Origin of the sequence: Natronorubrum tibetense GA33, from assembly GCF_000383975.1 — an archaeon.
GTDB classification, from domain to species: Archaea; Halobacteriota; Halobacteria; order Halobacteriales; family Natrialbaceae; genus Natronorubrum; species Natronorubrum tibetense.
Window position 1 is genome coordinate 22,098 of record NZ_KB913021.1, and the last position, 18,701, is coordinate 40,798.

At 65.3% G+C, this 18,701-nt stretch carries 12 protein-coding genes; 8 read left to right on the forward strand and 4 right to left on the reverse strand.

What is annotated here, in order from left to right; genetic code table 11:
* Nucleotides 1-63: 63 nt before the first annotated feature.
* The 5 genes from NATTI_RS0124225 to NATTI_RS0124245 all read left to right on the forward strand — a co-directional run bounded on the left by NATTI_RS0124225 (nt 64) and on the right by NATTI_RS0124245 (nt 6,832).
* On the forward strand, nt 64-1,107 hold the full coding sequence (locus NATTI_RS0124225; RefSeq protein WP_020657258.1) for a tyrosine--tRNA ligase: 1,044 nt from the start codon (nt 64-66) through the stop codon (nt 1,105-1,107).
* A gap of 116 nt (nt 1,108-1,223) precedes the next feature.
* Nucleotides 1,224-5,252 carry a HEAT repeat domain-containing protein gene (locus NATTI_RS0124230; protein ID WP_006092988.1) on the forward strand — a complete coding sequence of 1,343 codons (4,029 nt, stop codon included), beginning with the start codon at nt 1,224-1,226 and terminating at the stop codon, nt 5,250-5,252.
* Between the two features lie 136 nt (nt 5,253-5,388).
* Nucleotides 5,389-5,943: a helix-hairpin-helix domain-containing protein gene (locus tag NATTI_RS0124235; protein ID WP_006092987.1), complete on the forward strand. Its 555-nt coding sequence runs from the start codon at nt 5,389-5,391 to the stop codon at nt 5,941-5,943.
* Between the two features lie 149 nt (nt 5,944-6,092).
* The gene (locus tag NATTI_RS0124240; RefSeq protein WP_006092986.1) at nt 6,093-6,335 is read left to right on the forward strand and encodes a hypothetical protein; all 243 of its coding nucleotides are present in this window, start codon (nt 6,093-6,095) and stop codon (nt 6,333-6,335) included.
* Between the two features lie 5 nt (nt 6,336-6,340).
* Complete coding sequence (locus tag NATTI_RS0124245; protein WP_241434433.1) at nt 6,341-6,832, forward strand: hypothetical protein; 492 nt, start codon at nt 6,341-6,343, stop codon at nt 6,830-6,832.
* Nucleotides 6,833-7,052: 220 nt separating this feature from the next.
* On the opposite strand, the gene NATTI_RS0124250 is transcribed toward NATTI_RS0124245, so the two are convergent.
* Both NATTI_RS0124250 and NATTI_RS0124255 read right to left on the reverse strand, forming a co-directional pair.
* Nucleotides 7,053-7,292, reverse strand: a complete 240-nt coding sequence (locus tag NATTI_RS0124250; protein ID WP_019992244.1) for a hypothetical protein — start codon at nt 7,290-7,292, stop codon at nt 7,053-7,055.
* Nucleotides 7,293-7,645: 353 nt separating this feature from the next.
* Nucleotides 7,646-10,159 carry a hypothetical protein gene (locus NATTI_RS0124255; RefSeq protein ID WP_244879989.1) on the reverse strand — a complete coding sequence of 838 codons (2,514 nt, stop codon included), beginning with the start codon at nt 10,157-10,159 and terminating at the stop codon, nt 7,646-7,648.
* Between the two features lie 458 nt (nt 10,160-10,617).
* On the opposite strand from NATTI_RS0124255, the gene NATTI_RS0124260 reads away from it, so the two are divergent.
* The 3 genes from NATTI_RS0124260 (at nt 10,618) to NATTI_RS0124270 (ending at nt 12,776) form a co-directional block, all read left to right on the forward strand.
* Nucleotides 10,618-11,208: a hypothetical protein gene (locus tag NATTI_RS0124260; RefSeq protein ID WP_241434430.1), complete on the forward strand. Its 591-nt coding sequence runs from the start codon at nt 10,618-10,620 to the stop codon at nt 11,206-11,208.
* Nucleotides 11,209-11,234: 26 nt separating this feature from the next.
* The gene (locus tag NATTI_RS0124265) at nt 11,235-12,503 is read left to right on the forward strand and encodes an AAA family ATPase (protein ID WP_006092981.1); all 1,269 of its coding nucleotides are present in this window, start codon (nt 11,235-11,237) and stop codon (nt 12,501-12,503) included.
* Between the two features lie 87 nt (nt 12,504-12,590).
* Complete coding sequence (locus NATTI_RS0124270) at nt 12,591-12,776, forward strand: hypothetical protein (RefSeq protein ID WP_006092980.1); 186 nt, start codon at nt 12,591-12,593, stop codon at nt 12,774-12,776.
* 316 nt (nt 12,777-13,092) lie between these two features.
* Here NATTI_RS0124270 and NATTI_RS26320 read toward each other — a convergent pair whose 3' ends face one another.
* Nucleotides 13,093-13,236 carry a hypothetical protein gene (locus NATTI_RS26320; protein WP_019992245.1) on the reverse strand — a complete coding sequence of 48 codons (144 nt, stop codon included), beginning with the start codon at nt 13,234-13,236 and terminating at the stop codon, nt 13,093-13,095.
* Nucleotides 13,237-13,773: 537 nt separating this feature from the next.
* Nucleotides 13,774-18,651 carry a DUF4011 domain-containing protein gene (locus NATTI_RS0124285; protein WP_006092979.1) on the reverse strand — a complete coding sequence of 1,626 codons (4,878 nt, stop codon included), beginning with the start codon at nt 18,649-18,651 and terminating at the stop codon, nt 13,774-13,776.
* Between the last annotated feature and the right edge of the window lie 50 nt (nt 18,652-18,701).

The window sequence follows — 18,701 nt, forward strand, 5'->3', positions numbered from 1 at the left end:
GCGGTGTTCAGGTGCCTGCCGAACGCGAGGTCGAGTGCCGTGGGGATCATTCGTCGAATCGTGATGTCCGACGCAGAAGAAGCGTTCGAACTGATGACGAACAACACTGTCGAGGCCGTGACGGAGTCGGAACTCCGCGAACTCGCGGCCGACCCTGAGGGCAAGCGCGCGTACGTCGGCTACGAGCCGAGTGGCGTCCTCCACCTCGGGCACATGGTTACCGCGACCAAGCTCATGGAACTACAGGAGGCCGGGTTCGAGGTGGTCGTCCTGCTCGCGGACATCCACGCGTCCCTCAATGACAAGGGGACCTTGGAGGAGATCCGCGAGATCGCCGAGCGCATGCAAGAAAAGTTCGTCGCGTTCGGCCTCGACCCCGAGCAGACCGAGTTCCTGCTCGGCTCCGAATTCCAGCTCGACGACGAGTACGTCCTCGACCAGCACGAGTTCTGCGTGGAGACGTCGATGAACCGCGCGAACCGATCGATGGGCGAGATCGCCGGTGACGACGCCGAGCGCGTCAGTCATGCGGTCTACCCATTGATGCAGGCGCTGGATATCAAGCATCTCGACGTCGACTTGGCGGTCGGCGGGATGGAGCAGCGGAAGGTCCACATGCTCGCACGAGACGTCCTCCCGAAGCTCGGTGAGCCCGCGCCAACCTGTCTCCACACGCCGCTCATTGCGGACCTCGAGACTGGAATCGGGAAGATGTCCTCTAGCGACGGTGTCACCATCAGCATAGAGGATTCGACGATGGATATCGCGGCGAAGGTCGACAAGGGGTTCTGTCCGCCGACTGCGGATCCCGACCCGGAGGAGCAGCTGTCGAGCGACGACTTGCCTGACGGTGTCGAGCCGGCGGACGTCGAGCTCGAGAATCCCGTGCTGCAGCTGTTCGAGTTCCACGTGTTCCCGCGGTTCAACACCGTGACCGTCGAGCGCGACGAGCGCTTCGGCGGGGATGTCACCTTCGACTCCTACGACGCCTTGGAGGCGGCAGTGGAGTCCGGCAATCTCCACCCGGAGGACTGCAAGGCGGCGCTTGCGGACGCACTCGACCGGCTCGTCGAGCTGGGGCGCCGGAAGCTCGCGATCGCGGACTGACGCCCGTCCCTGACAGCCTGGGACAGGAGTCCCGCTGGCCAAATCTACATCACGACAGAGGACAATTGGGGTATCGAACCGCGACGACCACACTCACTCCACTCACTTCACGATTCATGACTGACGACGACCTTGTCGACTGCATCGAAACGGCGAGCGAGCGAGATCGCTCGTTCGCTGGGCTGCGAGCGCGCGCTGCAGCTGCACGCGCCGCGGCCACTGCCCCGCCGACCGACACTGAGACAATCGAGGTAGTCGCCGCACTGCTCGCCGCCGAACTGGACGCCACGGCCGCGGTAAGCGAGCGCGTCACCGGACTTGATGCGATCGCGACTGACATCCAGGCGACCTGTATCGACGCGCTCGCGGCGACGCCGATCGACGATCCGACGGCGGTCGGAGCTGCGCTCCCGGTCCTTGGCTGGGCGACCCACCGCGGTCGCTCCCTCGACGTCCGTACCGCCGCGGCCGAACGCTGTCTGCACGTGATGCTCGAAGCCGACTCGATACCCGCGGATGCGGTGCCCGTGACAGATCTCATGACCGCGTTCGAGGCGGGCGAGAGCAACGTTCGCATCCAGCTCGCAGCCACGCGCCGCGGCGTAATCGGGCACGGCGGCGTCTATGCCGCGGCCGCCGGGCAAGCGCCTGGGACCGCGCCGGATGTCGTGCGCTGGCTGCTGCGGTTCGAGGACTTCGAGTTCGTTAACAACCGCATCTCGTTCGAACGCGGGGTCGCGAACGTCCTCGATACCGCAACCGGGGAGCGCGCCAGGTGTGTCCTCGAAGTCGTCCTCGAGCACCTCGACCACGACGATGCGGACTATCGTCGCACAGCGGCCGGCGCACTTGCGGACGATCCAGAAGCGGTACCGAACGGCCGGATCGAGGACGTACTCGATGCGCTCGCCCGACGATTCGACGACGACACCCGCGGTATCCAGGAGGATGCAGTCGAAGCCGCGCTGGCCCTCCTTGACCGGGCACCCAGCGCTGCCTCGACCACGTTCGAACGTCTGCGTAGCGACGCTCCCGCGGATACGGTGGTCGCTGGCTTGCGCGACTTCGACGAGGCTGTTCCGGCCGTGCAGGCGTCGGCGGTCGACTTCTTGCTCGACGTCAGCGACGGTGTAGCGACCGACTGTACCGCGCGACGACTCGGCGAATACCTTGCCGGCGGGGGCCGCCACCGCTGGACTGCAGTCGGTGCGGCGCTGTTCGCTGGCGCGGCCACCGAGGTCGATTCGGATGATGCCAGAAATGCGGCCGCATCCAAACGTCTGGCCGAGCTCGCTCCGAGTGCCGACTCCGGGGACGCGAACCGTGTCCGTGCGCTCGCGGCCGTTACGACCGGTGCGGGCGTGGAGCCAGTGCACGGATTCGTCGCCCTCGTGGGGACGCCCGGTGATCTTGCGGTGGCCGTCGACCGCGACAGCTGCTTGCGGGACACGCTGACGGCGTGCCTCCGGTCGGCGCGAGCTTCGGACGCGACGTGCCGGCGGCGCGCGCGTCTGGCTGTCGAACTCCTGACGGACGCTTTGCAGGGGAGCGACGAATGGTCCGATTCCGACCTCGAGGTGGTTCAGGACGCCCTCCGTGCAGTCTCCGACCCCGTCGACGCGACCGCGGAGTCGGTGGCTATGCGCGCCCGAGTCGTCGCCCCGGTCCCCGAGTCGGCGGGCGTTCAGGCGCCGTCGACGCTCGCCGGTCTGCTCGGGCACACGGACGTCGACGTTCGGGAGCACGCAGTCGAACTCCTCGCCGCGGGTAGCATCGACGCCGGCGGGGAAGGCGACGACGCCGCACAGGACGCAACAGCTGTTAGCGATCGCTTCGTCGACCGACTCGCCGACGACGAAGATGCCGTTCGGGAGGCCGCCGTAGAGGCAGCCCCATCGGTGCTGGGCACGCTCTCGGTAGCGTCGAGCGTGGTCATAGCAGATCGGTTACTCGAACGTGCGGCGAGCGACGACCTGCGGAGCCGCCGCCGCGCGTTTGACGCCCTCGAGTCCGTCGCCGACGCGCTCCCCGGCGAGCGCATCGAGCGCGTCGCGACCGTCGCACTCCTCGGACTCGCGAGCCATGACTCGGGGACGCGGTCTGTCGCGGCAGACCTCCTCCTCGCCGTGGTCCCGCGCCTCGCGGCCGATCAGGCAGCCGCAGTTGCGGCTGGGGTCAGCGCCGCGAGCGATTCGTATGGCGACGTCATCTTTGACGGCCTCGATATCCTCTGGGCGCTCGCTAGCACTCCGGGGACCGAGGTGGCGGTCGCTCGAGGCTTCGCGCGGACGCTCACCGCGAGCCGTGTCGCCCGCGACCACCTCACCGACGCCTCAGTCGGATTCGACGTGACACACGCGCAAGTCCGGCGGCTCGTCGACGGCCTTGTCACCAAGCTCGCGGCCACGGACGCTGACACGGCTGCAGACACTGACGCGGATGCGGAAGCAATCACCGCGCTCGACGTCGTCGCGACGACGTTGCCGGGCGACCGCATCGAACCGATTGTCGACACGCTTGCGATCGCCGCCATCAGCGAGGACGCGGCCGTGCGGATGGCAGCGTTCGATGCGCTCGAATCCGTCGCAGGGGCTGCTGCCGACGCCGCTCCGCGATCGACGTGGACACCACTGGGACCCCTGCTCGTTCACGACCGACCGCGGGTCCGCCGTGGTGCCCTCCACGTCGTGACGCACGTCCTCAGCGCCGGCGGTGACCCAGACGCGGCAGCGGTCCGGGCCCGCGAATCAACCAGCACGACCGGAGCGTCCCCCCTGGCAGCGACTGGGTCGGACGAGGGTGCCGTCTTACGCGCGGTCCTCGAGGACTGTCTGACGGACGACGAAAGTATCGTGCGCGTCGCGGCGACGCAAGCGATTCCTGCCGTCGCAACCGTGCACAGTACACCCGGCTCCTCCTGGGCAGTCGAGCATCTCTACGAACGGATGAACGACGATAGCGCGCAGGCGCGACTGGCCGCCGTCGAGGGCCTCCGGGACGTGATCGGCCACGCTGACAAGGTTCGGACGCCGGTTCGTTTCCGTCTTGCCGATCTCGTGGCGGACGACCCGAAGGTGAGCGTCCGCACAGCCGCCGTAGAGACACTACTCACGCTCGATGGCGCTCCCTCGCGTGCCGTCATCAACGACGCGGCTGTTGCGTTACAGGACGACGTAGCGACGGTTCGCGAAACGGCAGTGGAAGCGCTCCCCGGATTCGTCGAGCGCGTCGAGGCGTCCCTCGACCTGCGTTCACGTATCATTGTCTACCTAGGCGAACGGATCGAGGACGACGATACGGGGCGCGTGCGACGCGCAGCTGCGGAGGCGGCTGCCGAGGTCGTCGCATCGGTCGTCGACGACTTCGACGAACACGACGCCGCAGGCGACGATCTTTCGGGCAAGTGGCCGCCAACGGAGTGGGTTTGCGACGCGCTCGAGGACGACAATGCGGCGGTCCGCGACGCGGTCGTGGACAACCTCCCCAGTTTTGTGGCCGCGCTCTCTGGGCAGAGGGCGGCGGTCGCCGCACGCTACCTCGTCATCGCCGGACGGGAGTCGGGGAACTACCCGACCGACGCCGACCTCGCAGCCCTGACCGCGCTCGCCAACCACCTCGACCCGACCGCGTTGCCGCCCATCGAGAAACACCTCGTTGCCGCCCTCCCGGACGCCGAGGGCGAGACGGTTTCGGCCCTCGCGGTGGCCCTTGGCGCGGTGACGGACGGTCAGAAGGGCTTCGCGAACGACGTCGTCGAGACGCTCCTGGACCGCATCGCGACGTCCCCGCATCCAACGGGACCGTTCGGCCAACGGCTGCCGTCGCCACGGGCAGAGGCCGCGCGCGAGGTCCTCGCCGACCTCGTCGAAACGTTCCCGGAGAGGTTTGGCGGGCGCGTCGACCCCGAGTTGCTCACACCGTACGTCGGCCACGAACGAGACGCCGTCTGCGCAGCCGCGGCGACCGTCCTCGCGGCCGTCGTCGAGCACGGCGAGAATCCAGACGCCGCCGTCCGGACCCGAGACGATCTCCGCGCGTGCCTCGCCGTCGAGGACCTCGCCGAGCCAGCACGGCTCGCGGTCCTCTCGCTCCTCGCGGACGACAGGGAGCTTGCACGCAGTCACACGCTACCCGATGACCGGTGACTCGAGGCGATGCTCCCGGTCGCAGCCGAGTGTCCCGACTGTTCTTGTTCTGGTTGGAAAACAGATTGGACATAAAAGGCGAGTTTAGTCAAAGACCAACACCGCGTCCGAGAGCGTGGCGGCCGTGCGAATACGTATGTCGACCGAATCGACGACCCGATGCGAGTTCTGTGGGAACGCGGACGAAACAGTCACCACCCGACCGGGCCGCGGAGCGCAGGCGCTCTGTGACACGTGCGACGCGTGGATCACCGAGCGGATGCGCGAGATGACCGTCGTCGTCCCCGACGCATTCACCTGTGAGGAGCGCGGGGGCGACGTCGATCCGGCGACTGGGCGTACACTCGCGCTCGATCCCAGCCTTGGAGTGGTGGATGCGCTCGAGTTCACCACCGGCATCAGCTACGAGGCCATCGGCAAGCTCGAAGCCGCGGGGTTCGAGACCGTTAGCGACCTCTGGACAGCCGACCGGGACGAACTGCTTGCAGTCCCATACGTCGAGCCGAAGGACGTGGACGCTATCATCCAGGGGATCTCGACGCAAGCGGTTCAGGACTTCGAAGCGGACCTCGACGAACTGGACGACGCCAAGGACGGTACCGAGGACGTCTTCGGTGAACTGTCCAGCGAAGACACAGGTACCAACGAGCCGAGTGAGAAGGACCCGGATGACGACGCCGAACTCCTCTGAATGGTCCCTCCGATCCGGGCCCCAAACGATCTTTCGGAAATCTTCCGTAATAAGTAACCAGCCGCAATCATCAGGTTTGGGTTATAAATCTATTGTTCGGTGTTTGGCCCGAGACCAGCTCCGCGACGGTGTGCGGCTACGTTTCGTGTATGTCGTGGCACAACGACTTCGACCCCGACTGCGAGAGCGGACACGAACCGACCGCGATGTTCGACGACGTCCCCGTCCAGCACGGCCAGAGCCGGACGTACGTCTCCCCGACCTGCGGGCGCGAGGTCCACGCCTCGAACGTCCCCGGCGAGAGTGGGCCGTCCACGCGAGAGCTTCGCACCGGCACGCTGTCCGCGGACGCGCCGGCGAACCACGTGCGGTCCCGCGGGCACGGAGGGTGATTCCGATGCGGAACACCACCACGAGCGAGAGCGACGCGTCCGGCTGGAACTGGCTCGGCGTCGCCCCCGCGGACACCGCGGGCCGCGTCAAGCTCCCCCGCTCCCTGCTCGAAGAGGGCGTCTTCGACCAGCACGAGGAAGCTTACTGGAGTCACGAGACCACCACCGGCACGCTCGTCGTCTCCTCGGCCCCGCTCGAACTGGAGGGCTACGAGACCGTGGCGGCGCGGAAGATCGGGAGCGAGGCCGACGGTCACCGCTGTACGGTCCCCCACCAGTACACCGAGGGCGACTCGGACCTGGCGCACATCGCCATCCAGGGCGCCGAGCCGACGTTCGACGGCAAGGAGCGCGTCCACTTCGTCTACCACGACGCCGTTATCGAGCGCGAGACGCCGTGGTGCTTCGTGCTCCGTCAGAGCGAGTTCGAAAACCGACTGCTCGCGCCCGGCGACTGGCCCGAGACCGTCTTCCCGGAATCAACGCGCCTGCTCTGAGGACTTCCCCTTTTCGAAGGTAACTCCGGGTTGCGTCGTGTGGGCCCCTCGACGTCAGATAGGAGACGACCGTCGGTCGTCTTTCGGCCCCATCTCGTCACCACGGTCGACGTAGCGTCACCGAGCACTGGGACGGAGCAACTCACTAAGACAGTTCTAGGCACGGAGAGGTGGACCCGTGGCCGAACCCGTAGCGGTGGGCTCGTCCGGCAGTTCCACGTCAGCCGGTGGCACAGAGGAGCGTGGCCGAGGGGAGGAGTGCAATGCGTGCAGCGACGATGACGGCGGTGAGCGCGAGCTGAAAGAGGTCCGCGCCAACGAGCGACAGCTGCGTGACGGTGGCGAGCTGGAGTTGGCCGTCGGCGAACGACACCAGCGTCGTGTACGGCAGGTGGCCGTTCGACCGGAATCCAGCGACTGCGAGCAGTACGCCCTGCACGCGGTTGATATCGTCGAACAACAATAGCGCGACCAGGCCGGCGTACGCACCAGGACTGAACAGGACGAGCTTGAGGCGGCTCGCCCCTATCAGTTCTTCGAACGTGACGACTGCCGTCCGACTCAGGCCGCCGGACTGTCAGGCCGTAGTTACAATCACCATCACCGCCGGCGTCACTGCCGCGATGTGCGCCAGATGCGCCAGATAGACGACGATGCCTACTCTCTCCCAGAACTCTTGGAGACCGTCGTGGTCTCGCTCCGAAACAACTGGTTGCTGGCGTGCAACACTAGTTTCCGGCGAAGCCACCCCCAAGGCGGGAGTCGCGTATACAGCCTTCGCAATCCGGAGTTGTTTGAAGCAGGCGTGCTCGGCTAGCGCGCGCCCTGGCCTCCAGCGGTAGCCGTTACCGGAACGGCTCGACTGTCGGTCTCGGCCAGCAGTGAAACGATCCGCACTCTCGATTCGACCGACGAGACGTCGTCCAAGTGATGAACCAGTTGCTCGACAATCGGTTCCGGCAACGAACGAACGCCCTCGAGGGTCGAAACCAGTTCGATGACTGCCTCCTGTGTCCGCTCAATCCCCGCCAGTGCGCTCTCGACGAGCAGGCGATCTTCGTCAGGACCCGACTGTAAAAGCAGATAGACGACTCTAGAGGGTTCGATGACACCAGCACGGAGTGCCGACTCGAGCAATTCGAAGCCAGCCGTCGACCCACCTTCTTCCTGGAAGTGATCCGCAAACCGTTGCCTGTCCGGGGATTCCGAGTGTCGGAGTTCCACGGCTCGAAGCGCTCCGAGCTCCTGGGCATAAGTCCGCGCTCTTCGAGTCCGAACCCGTGACTTGGCGTGCGTGATGAGAGGGTCGTCCTCGCCCCAGTCGGAGTACGCGGTGATGATGCCGAGTACCGTGGGATCGTCTGCTAGCTGTGCGCTGATCGCCTCGCTGGGCCCGTACGCGAGTGCGATTACGTATCCGGTCGCGACGTACAGTCGTCGTTTCTGGGGCGATTCCTGCGAGCGAACCGCGTCCCACATTCGACGTGGGGTGCCCTCGAGTCGCTGTGGTGCTCTGTATCCAGCGCCGAAGGCGAGCGCTGCTGCCACCGATCTGGCGCGGGGGCTTGCTTCGTTAGCCACCCGTTCGGTCAGGATATCGAGCGCCTGTTGTATCTCCGAAATGCCCACTATTCGTTCGATCTCGCCGGCGATTCTCGCGGCCGTACTTGGTTTCAAGCCGCCCTCTCTGTCCGTTGCCGCCCGTAGCCCGTCGAGTTCCGCGGCCGAGTACGCGGTTTCGTCTGCGAGCAGTATCCAGCCACAGAGTTCGGATGCGAACGCATCGTCGATCAGGTCCGAATCCCACTCCAAATCGCCGACCGACAGTTGCTTAGTCGGAGACTCCTCGGCCGCCGACCGAAGGTGCCGCACGGTTCGCACGGAATCCCCGTCGTGAGCGACGACGAATCCGAGTGCCTGTGATGCGCGCTCGTTCGACGAGAGTCCACCGGCTCGGGCCTGTTCCGCGAGTGTTTCGATTACGGAGTCTTGGACACTGTCGTCGAATGCCGCTAACGTTCCGAGTGCCGTCGCCGCTTTTCGACACCCGGGCGTGTCACTAGCACGAACGAGCACAGCGAGGTTCTTGGAGAGCGATGCGTCGTCGAATACGAAACTAAAGGTGACAAGCAACCCGAGTCGTTTGGCGACCTCGGAATCGATACGGGAGGTATCCGAGACAGCCGATGCCATCACTCGTTGGATCGGCTTTGGAGGACTGTAGGAGTCGGCCGAAGCGACCACCACGCCGAGGGCAGCCTGTGCTTTCTCGGGCCAGAACGTTGGCGTCTCGAAGGCCTCAGCGACGTGTTCGGCGAGCCCCTGTACCGTTTCGCGTTCGTCGTGGGGATCACCGTACGCCGAAATGTAGCCGAGGACACTTTCCGGATCTCCGAGCAGTGGCCGAGCGCCAGAACGCGGCTCGTCTCTGAGGGTAGTCGCGAGTTCGTTGACAACATCGACCGTGTCGTCTGAATCGAGGTAGGCTGTAGCCCTACCGAGTATCGGGAGAAGTTCTTGCTGGCCAATCGGCGACGTTCGTACGCGCTCGGCTAGCGCTTCGAGGTCGACCCCAGTTGGCGAGAGTGCGCCGATCGCGATGAGGTTGCCGAGGACTTCGGCCGCCCGCTTCCACGGGTATGCGGGTCGGGCATAGATATCGGCGCAGAGTGCTTCGATCGCATCACTCTCCGTATCGGCATCGTAGAGCAAAGTGAACAAGAGCCCGAGTATCTCGGCGGCCTCCCCTCGGTCGAAGCTAGTTTCGTTCCTCACGACACGCACGAGAGTCTCGAAGATAGCCGACGTTGACACCTCCGACTCAAAATCGGTCTTCCGAGAGAGTGCTGCCAGACCGATGGCTCCCCAGAGGATTCGGGCGTCTCGACCGCCGACACTGTAACCCTGTAGTTCGTCGAAAGGCTCGGCAGCCAGTTGCAGTGCATCCGTCACGGATGGGCGCATCGCTACGGCTCTTGGCGCCTGCAGAGCGACGAGTGCGAGGAACCGGATGGCAGCGGGGGTCGATCGAGACGCTGAACGATCGGATCCCGACCTACGGAGTTCGTCGATGACGTGGTCGGCAACCGCATCGGCCGTCGTGGAGATATCGATCCGGTCAGTGACGAGGACTGGATCACGGAGTACGAAGCCGTCGAGTACTTCTATCGCGTGGTCGGCGACGGGCATGGCCCCTGTTTCGACCATCGTCGTTTCGAGGGCGTCCAGAACGACGTGCTTCTCGGCAGTATCGAGTTGCGTCGCGAGAGTGTCGAGATCGAAGGCGGCGAGCGTGGCTGCGAGGAGCCGACGGCTGTCAGCGATCACGTCGGAGACACCGAACACGGCAGCCGCTGAATCGGGCTCTGGACGAGTGAGCAGCCGAGACAATTGATCGGCGACCGGAGCAGAGAGATCTTGGGAGGCTACGTCCTCTTCCGCGTATTCGAGCGCCCGTTCGCACAGGTCTCGACGTTTGAGGATCGTCGAAGGCCCGGGATTGCGCGGTAACGGTGTCTGAAGTTCATCGACGATCCTCGCAACGTCCGTTTGGGCCCGGTCCGGAAGTCGCCGAGTCATAGGTTTTATCGTTGATTTTCACTCTGTTCTACCAAAATAGCATGGGCTACCGCTCCTCGAAACCGGTCGGTTACAGGTCGTGTGAGCGGGATACCCTTTCTTTTGCCATTGGCGGATTCTCTCCGAGTGCAATGCTCCGACGCATCATATCGAAGACTAAGCGCTGGGTGAACGTCAACGTCATCGGACGCTCTCCCATCGATAACATGAGTCCCCTCGAGCTCGAGCGCCGAATCCGGAAGCTCGAGCGCCAGAAACAGGAGTACAAGAGCGACATGACTAGCGCGAAGAAGGAGTACGACGAGAAGATCAAGGAAGCACAGAACGCCGACGAGACGCGCATCCCGGAGATCAAGTCCGAGGCGTCGCGGCTCCTCAGCAAGTACGAGGCTATCCGCTCGCAGTGGATGGAGACGCTCGTCGGCTTGCGGTTCATGCAGCAGGCCGCGCTCGGCAAGCAGATCAGTGCCGACGGCCCGGAGGCGTTGCCATCGAACATGAACCCCCGTCAGTTCGAGGCGGCCGCCCAGTCTATCGAGGAAAAGATAGGGCGGCGCGAGGATCGCCTCGACGAGTGGGGGATCGCCGCGAACCGCCTGGAGGACATCAGTCAGGGCGGGTCGGCGCACATCGAGGCAATGGCGGACGAGCGTGTGGACGCGGCGATCGACGCCGCGCGGGACGGCGATGAGGTCCCCACCCTCGAGGAACTCGCTGACGACACGTTCAGCGACGTCGAGGAGAGCGTGTCCGAACCCGAAGCCGCCTCGTCGACCGGGCAGGCCGAGCACTTCTAGCGGTTCAACCACTTCCCCTTTCATTCATGAAGTACGATGCTTACCGGATAGAGATACTACGAGAACAGTACGAGGACTCGTTCAAGTCCGCCCAAGAGCACCGCCGAGCTGGCCGCAAGAAGGCGGCGGCGAGAGCGTACGCAGACGCCGCGGAAACGCTGTCGAAACTGGACGATGCGACCAACGAAGACCGTGCGCATCAGGTGAAACGCTTGGAGCGGGCGGCAGACATTCTGCGTCGCGGCGAGGACCTCGAGGACCACTTCAAGCGTAATCAGGAGCCAGAAGATGACCGAGGCGACGGTGGTGGACCGCCATCTGTTGGTGGTGACAGCGAGGACGACGAGATGCGCGCACAGATGGAGTCGTTCATTGCGGAGACCGAGACGACGTGGGCGGACATCGGCGGCCTGGATGATGTCCAGCACGACCTGAAGCGCGCGGTGGCGCTCGGCTCAATCGCGAACAAGCCCGATGCGGTGTCCGCGACCGAGCGGATACTGCTCTTCGGCCCCCCAGGGACTGGCAAGACGTTGCTCGCGAGTGCTGTTGCCGGGTCACTCGATGCCAACTTCTTCAAAGTCGAACTCGGGAACCTCCTGTCGAAGTGGTACGGCGAGTCCTCCAAGCAGATCTCGGCGCTGTTCGAGACCGCAGCCGAGTTGAGTCCGAGCGTCGTCTTCCTCGACGAGGTAGACTCGCTCGCGCAGTCACGGGACGGTGATATGAACGAGACGTCACGACGGGTGCTCGACACGTTGCTCGCAGAACTCGACGGCGTCGAGAAGGGGAGCGACGACTTCGTGCTGACGCTGGCGGCCACCAATACCCCCTGGATTCTGGACAGTGCGATTCGGAGTCGATTCCCGAAGCGCATCCACGTCCCCCTTCCGAACGTCGATGCTGCAACCGAGATTATTCGAATCCACACGGTCGACGGCGGCGTCGCGTTCGAGGGCCACCCTAGCGCGTTCGTCGACGACTCAAAACACGCTCGGGGCGTTGACAGTCCCGAACGCGCCATCGCCCAACGCTGCGTCGAGGATGGCTACACCGGCCGGGACATGGAGGCGCTCTGCAGTGCCGCGGTGAACAACATGGTCACGCGGCACAACCCCGACCTCGCGCACCTCGTCGACGAGAGCGTCAAACGCCTGCGCTCACACACGCTCAACCTCGGCCGCATCAAACCGCAGGACGTCACCCACGCGTTCGCGACCACGTCACCCTCGCTCCCAGAGGAAGACGTCGCGCGCTTCTACGACTGGGATGACGAATACGGTTCCCGGACCTGAACCGCGATCTGGGCGGGTGACAGACCCGACCTACAACGAGTGTAGCCGAACCCTGGCGATATTGACAGAACTCGCGAAGAACGAGGTATGACGCAACCGGCACGCGAATTCTGGACCGGAGAGAACGAGTACCAGGACCTCGCGGAGCGATACGAGCGGGGGATCGAGATCGTTTCGCCGGAGTACTCTCGGAACTGTCGCTGTGGGTGGCCGTACTGCACCTACGGTGCCTCCACCGTCACCTACTACGAGTACCGTGGCGAATCTGTCTGATTCACAACAACCTACGACGGCGTCGCCGACGAACCGTTCTCCAGGGGGCAATCCTCGAAGACCGAGTCCCGAGACGACGTAAGCCCGACTGGAACTATGAACTGTACGGCGACGCGAGACGCTGTGGGGTCTGAGAAAGCTACCTGTCGTGGGTCACATGGTAGGGGAACGATTTAGGCCACTGCCATGTCACGACAAGAGCATGGATTCTGGGTGGGACGACATCGATCGGCCGGCGAACGATCTCTCACAGCCTGCCGACCCCGCTGCAGTGTTCGCATCGACTTCCACGGACGTGGACGCGATATGATCGACACTACGGGAGCTGCTGGCCGAGAACCTCAATCGCGGTACCCTTCTCCGGGTTCGCGACACGGTCACCGATCTTATCGACGCTCTTCCCGAGAACCGTCCGCCGACGGTGTCGACGGTGAATCTCCTTCTCGACGTCGTGGTGCACGTCAGTAGTCCTGAGTTCGGTGCCAGCGGCACGTCGTTCGGACTCAGAACGCTGTCGTCGGAGACGATCCGTACTACGACATCAGTGCTCGCCGATATCGCCGAGAACATCCGCAAGTCGTCTTAGACGCCCACTTCCCCGCCCTCCAGGACGTCTTCGGCGACGCAGATCGGGCTAGGCGCGAACAGTCTGCCGACATCTTCGCAGACTGATCCGGCGCGGTCACGATGAACTTCTCAGTGTCGTCGCCGGTGACTGGATAGCAGGAGATGTAGTCAGGTGCGAGGTGTGCTTTAAGCCAGCGCCGGACACGGCGGTGGGCCAGTCGCCAGGCGCAGTGGAGGTAGAACAGCTGAAGCAGTGGGGTCGCGTCCCCTCTGGAACGTCCTCGTCCTCCGATGTCGTGAACTTGTAGTACGGGTCCGTGTCCATATCCGAGTCGTCGTCGCAGTCCACCGTATGGGCTTGTGGCATTCTACGAAGACTGTAAACTTCCCGACACTTGCTGCTGCCCTTCGTCTGAACCTGTTCCGATCGTTACTGGTACACGACCGATTCGAGCGCGGCGTCGATGTCGATATTGAGATTTGCCTCGATGCGGTCGCCGTCGTCTATGACGGCCTCGATTTCAATAAGGTGGTCGACGGCTTCCTCAAGCCGTTCCTCGATACGGCTGCCGACGCGATCGTAACCGAACCGTCGTGTAGTCTCGAGGACGAGGTCGGTGCGGGTCATCGCGCCCCCGTTCGCAAGCAGTACGTAGGAGGCTTTCGCGAGTTCCGCACGTGGAATCGCGGTGACTTTGCGGCGATCATCGGCGTGTCCGCGGAGCGGAATCTCCGCGGCATCTCGCGGTGGCCAGAGGAAGGCGTCGTGGATGTGGAGGTGGCCGGCATCGGCGATCGCCTGGGCCTGGTCAGCGAGCCGCTCGCGGAGGTCGGTGTCGAGACGGTCGGCTTCGAGCGCCTCGGCGACGGTTCGGTAGGCGGTTGTCTCGGTGACGGGGCCGGCATCGGCGACTATCGAGAGGAGTGCACGCTGGACTTCTCGCGGTGGCACGCCGAAGTCGTCGCCGTTGAGATCGGGGACCGTGGGCGGCTCGTACGTGTCGAATGGGTCACCACCGTCGGACTGTACAGGGTGCGAGTCCGCCTCTTCAGCGGCTGGGTCGGTGGCGGTGCACTCGCGGTCGCTCGGCGGGTGCACGAGGGTCGTAGCGTCGACCGCCGGCTCGGGATCGCCGTTGCCGTTGACACGTTCGCGGATGCGGTCACGTTCACGTTCGGGGTCGGTCGCCCAGGTTGGCGCCCAGATACGATGGACGTCCCAGCCGCGGTCCGCAAGCACGAGCTGGCGGAGGCGCTCGCGATCTCGGGTACTGGCGGCGTGTCGTGCCGCGGCACCGTCGAGTTCGATGCCGAGCGCGTACTGGTGGGGGTCCTCAGGGTCGCGTATCGCCATATCGAGGACGTACCCCGCGGTTCCGAGGTCGGTGGCGACATCGAATCCGGCATCGCTAAGCGTCTTGTAGACATCGCGAGCAAGCGGCGAGTCGAGCGTATCGTCGGTTGGCGACGCCCTGCCGGCGGTCGTGGGGACGCTGTCGGCGTCGACCTCGCTCGTGATCGGGGGGTCACCGTCGCTTGCGGTCGGAGACGCGGCGGTGGGGTCGTGGTCGCGGACGTGCGCAAGGTAGCGTTTGAAGTCCGCGACGCCACGGTGTGTGGCGCCGCTGGCGTCGACGTCTTCGGGATGGAGCGAGGAGACGACGGTAACCTGGCGGCGGGCGCGCGTGATAGCGACGTTCAGGCGGCGGTGCCCCCCGCTCCGGTTCAGAGGACCGAAGTTCGCGGTCACGGTCCCCGATTCGGTAGGGCCGTAACCGACGCTAAAGACAATGCGGTCGCGTTCGTCGCCCTGAACGACCTCGAGGGTCTTCACGAAGAACCCCTCCTGGACGTCCTCGCAGTCGACGAATGCGTCGAGCGTAGGGTTCTCGCGGCGGCGGTCGGCGAGCGCGTCGCGGATGGCGCGCTCTTGGGCGCGACTGAACGCAACCACACCGAGGGTCTCGTCGGGACGCATTTCGGCGTGGCTGGCAACGATGTCGACGACACGCTCGGCCTCGCGCTCGTTCTGTCTGGTGTCGCCGCGGTCGTAGACGCCGTCGGGGACGTACTCGAACTCGAGGCCTGTGGTCGTATCGTCGGTGGCCGGCGCGGGGAATGTCCGGAGTCGTCCGTCGTAGTAGCGGTCGTTCGAGAACGAGACGAGCGACGGGGCGGCGCTCCGGTAGTGCCACGTGAGGTACTGCTCGGGGATCACGGCCGCGGCCTCGTCGAGGATGCTCTCGAGGTCAGTGCGGCCGCCTGTGTCGTCGGCGAGGTCGGTCTCGAAGAACGACGTCGGCGGGAGCTGGTTCGCGTCCCCCGCGACGATCACCTGGTCGGCACGGACGAGTGCGCTCACGGCTTTCGCGGGCGGTATCTGGCTGGCCTCATCGAAGATGACGGTGTCGAACTCGATGGCGTCGAGCGCGAGGGAGTCAGCGACGGTACGGGGACTCATCATAAAGCACGGCTTGAGTTGCTGGATGATTTCGCCGGCGTCCGCGAAAAGTTCACGGAGCGGTCGCTGGTGGTGGGCCTTCCCGAGTTCGCGCTTCAGGACGACCTGCGCGGCGCTGTCGGCGTGTTCGAGTTCGATGCTGGGACGACGGCTCGTGACGGCGTGGCGGACGGCCGCGGCGTCATGCTCTCGGAGCGCGTCGTCGGCCTCTCGGTACGTCTCGAGGTGGTGTGTGTACGTCTCGGCGTTGAACGTGTCGAGGTCCGTCTCGTCGTAGAGGGCGTTCAGCCAGTGGCGGTAGAACCCACGCTCGAACGCGCTGACGAGGTGGCTAGAGTCGTGGCCGGCCGCGAGGAACTCGTCGAGATAGTCGCCGGCGATAGTGTCGGCGACGCGGTTGCGGGCGGCTTGGAAGGCTACCCAGTCTTGGAGGCGGTCGAGGTTCTCGCGCAGTGTTTCGAGGACGGTGCGCTGGGCGCTCCACGACGCGGCGGGGAACGCGGTACCGTCGGCGTCCAGTTCATCGAGTGCGACGAACGACGCGAGGTCGTCGCGGGCGGCCTGGAAGCGTTCGCGGTGCGTGGCGAGCGCTTCGTGGAACTCGTCGATGGTATCGAACGCGTTCGCGTCCAGGCCCCCGCTGGCGGTCGCTGGGTCGACGACGTCGGTGTCGGCAAGTGCACGCACCCAGTCCGAGACACCCTGCACCCGCTGCCAGTCGATGTTCTCCTGCAGGCGCGCACCATCGATGCCGTCCTGCGTGGGCTCGGGGTCCACATCGGTTCCGTCCACAAACGGCACGAGGTAGCGCGGGTCGACATCCACCTCGGCGATAGTGTCTTCGAGTGACTGGAGCGCGCGGAGCCGACGGGCGTCCTCACGGAGAGCCGCGAGGTCCGGCGTGTAGCCCTCGCGTGCGTGAGTGGTGAGCCGGCGCTTGAGTCGCCGGTAGCTCGGACGGACGTACCGCAGCCGTCCGTACGCGCAGAGCGTCTCGTGGAGTTCGCGGCCATCCTCGTCGAAAATGCTGGACGCGTATCGCTCGCGGAGGTGCGATTCGTGATCGGCGCGTTCAACGTGCGCTGCGGCCAGGGTGGCGACGGGGCCGTCAGGCGCGTAGAACGCGGCGTCGAGAAATGCTGCCGGGAGCAAGTTGACGGGGGCGTCGGTGAGCGTCACGAGCGCGCGCTCGACATCTTCGAAGCTGGTCGCGTCTCGGAGTTCGACGCTGACGGTAGACGCAAGCCGGTCCGCGAGGTCGCACATCGCGTCGACGGCGGAGAGCTGATCTTCGATGGCGTCGGCGACACGCTCGCGGGTGTCGACGCGCCATCCGTCGACCGTCGCCGCCCGCCAGGGGTGCGTCGCGAAGTTCTCGAGTACGTCATCGAACGCCGCCACCTCACGGAGTGCGGTGATGGCGTCGTCGACAGCGTTCTGTCCGACGGCGAGCGGCGCGTCGACGTTTACGTCGACTCGAGGTTCGTTGCGGCCGGCGGCGACGATGCCGAGCGCCTCGTAAGGCGTGACCGCAAACCCATCGGGCGGCGTCGTCAATCGCTCCGCGTGGTCGTCGAGGATGGCGGCCGCGTCGTCGCGGTGCTCACGGCACGCGTCCCGACCCGCCGGTAGGTCGGCGCGGCCAGAGCGCAACTCGCGGCCGAGCGCGTCCAGGACGTTCGACTTGGTGGCCTGCTGGCCGTGCGCTTCGAGACAGAACCGCCCCAGTCCGACCTCCGCGAGCCGCGACTGGACGACGTCGAGTGCGGCCTGCTTTTCGCTGACGAACAGCACGCGCTCGTCCCGGCCAAGCTTCGCCGCGACGATGTTTGAGATCGTCTGACTCTTCCCCGTGCCCGGTGGACCCTGGAGGACGAAGCTCTCGCCGTCGAGTGCCGCGTCGATGGCCGCCCGCTGGGACGGGTCCGCCTCCAAGACCTGGTATGCCAACTGGTTCGCGTCGCGCTCTGTCTCGTCAGTGGACGTTCCTTCCCTCGTCGTCCCGTCGGCAGTCGTCTCCTCGTTGATTTCTCGGTCGTCCGTGTGGCCGTTGAGGGCGTCGGTGTCGCCGGCGATTGCGCGCACGAGCGGGTCGCTCGTGATGGCCTCGCGGTTCCGGTCGAGGTCCTCGTAGAGACTGACAGTCGCGAAGTCGAAAATGCAGACCGCGAGCTCGCGGGAGATTCCCCAGTCGTGGAACGAGTCGGCGATGGCGGCGATGGCGTCGAACGCGGCGTCGAGGTCATCGACGGCGATATCACCGTCGGCGGGAAGGTCGAGGTCCCGTTCTATCTGGAGCTTCCGGCGGAGCGCCGGGTTCACGACGAGCGGCGCCCCGTCGTACGCCACGACGTGTGCGTGGACGTCCTCGGCTGTTTCCGGCCGGTGTTCGAGTTCGACCGACAGGAGGAACAGCGGGGACTCGTAGGGCTCGGTGTCACCGGATTCGGTCCACGTGAGGCGGCCGATCGACAGGAACAGCGTATCCGCGCCGCGCTCGCGGAGGTACTGGCGGTGATAGCGTTCGATGGCGTCGAGCGACTCCTCGGCCGCCTCTGGCGCTCGTAGGGCGACCGCCGCGTCTGTCCCTGCCGAGTCGCTGACCGTCGTCGGGTCCGTTCGGGCCGTCTCCGGTGGTGACTCGTCCGGTGCCTTCGCGAGTTCGATCGCGCCAGTCTCGCGGAGGCGGTCGACGACCGGCCCAGCCGCCGCAGCCAGCGGAATCGACTTCGTCTTTGTCGGCTCAAAGTCCACGAGCGTATTCCGCCGCGTCAAATCGAGGAGTTGTTCCTGCCAGCCGTCGACGACCGCGTCCACGGCCGCGTCGCAAGCCTCCTCCGCCGTCATCGACCCACCTCCGCGTCGGTGATGTGGAGTCGCGATGTTCGGGATGATCG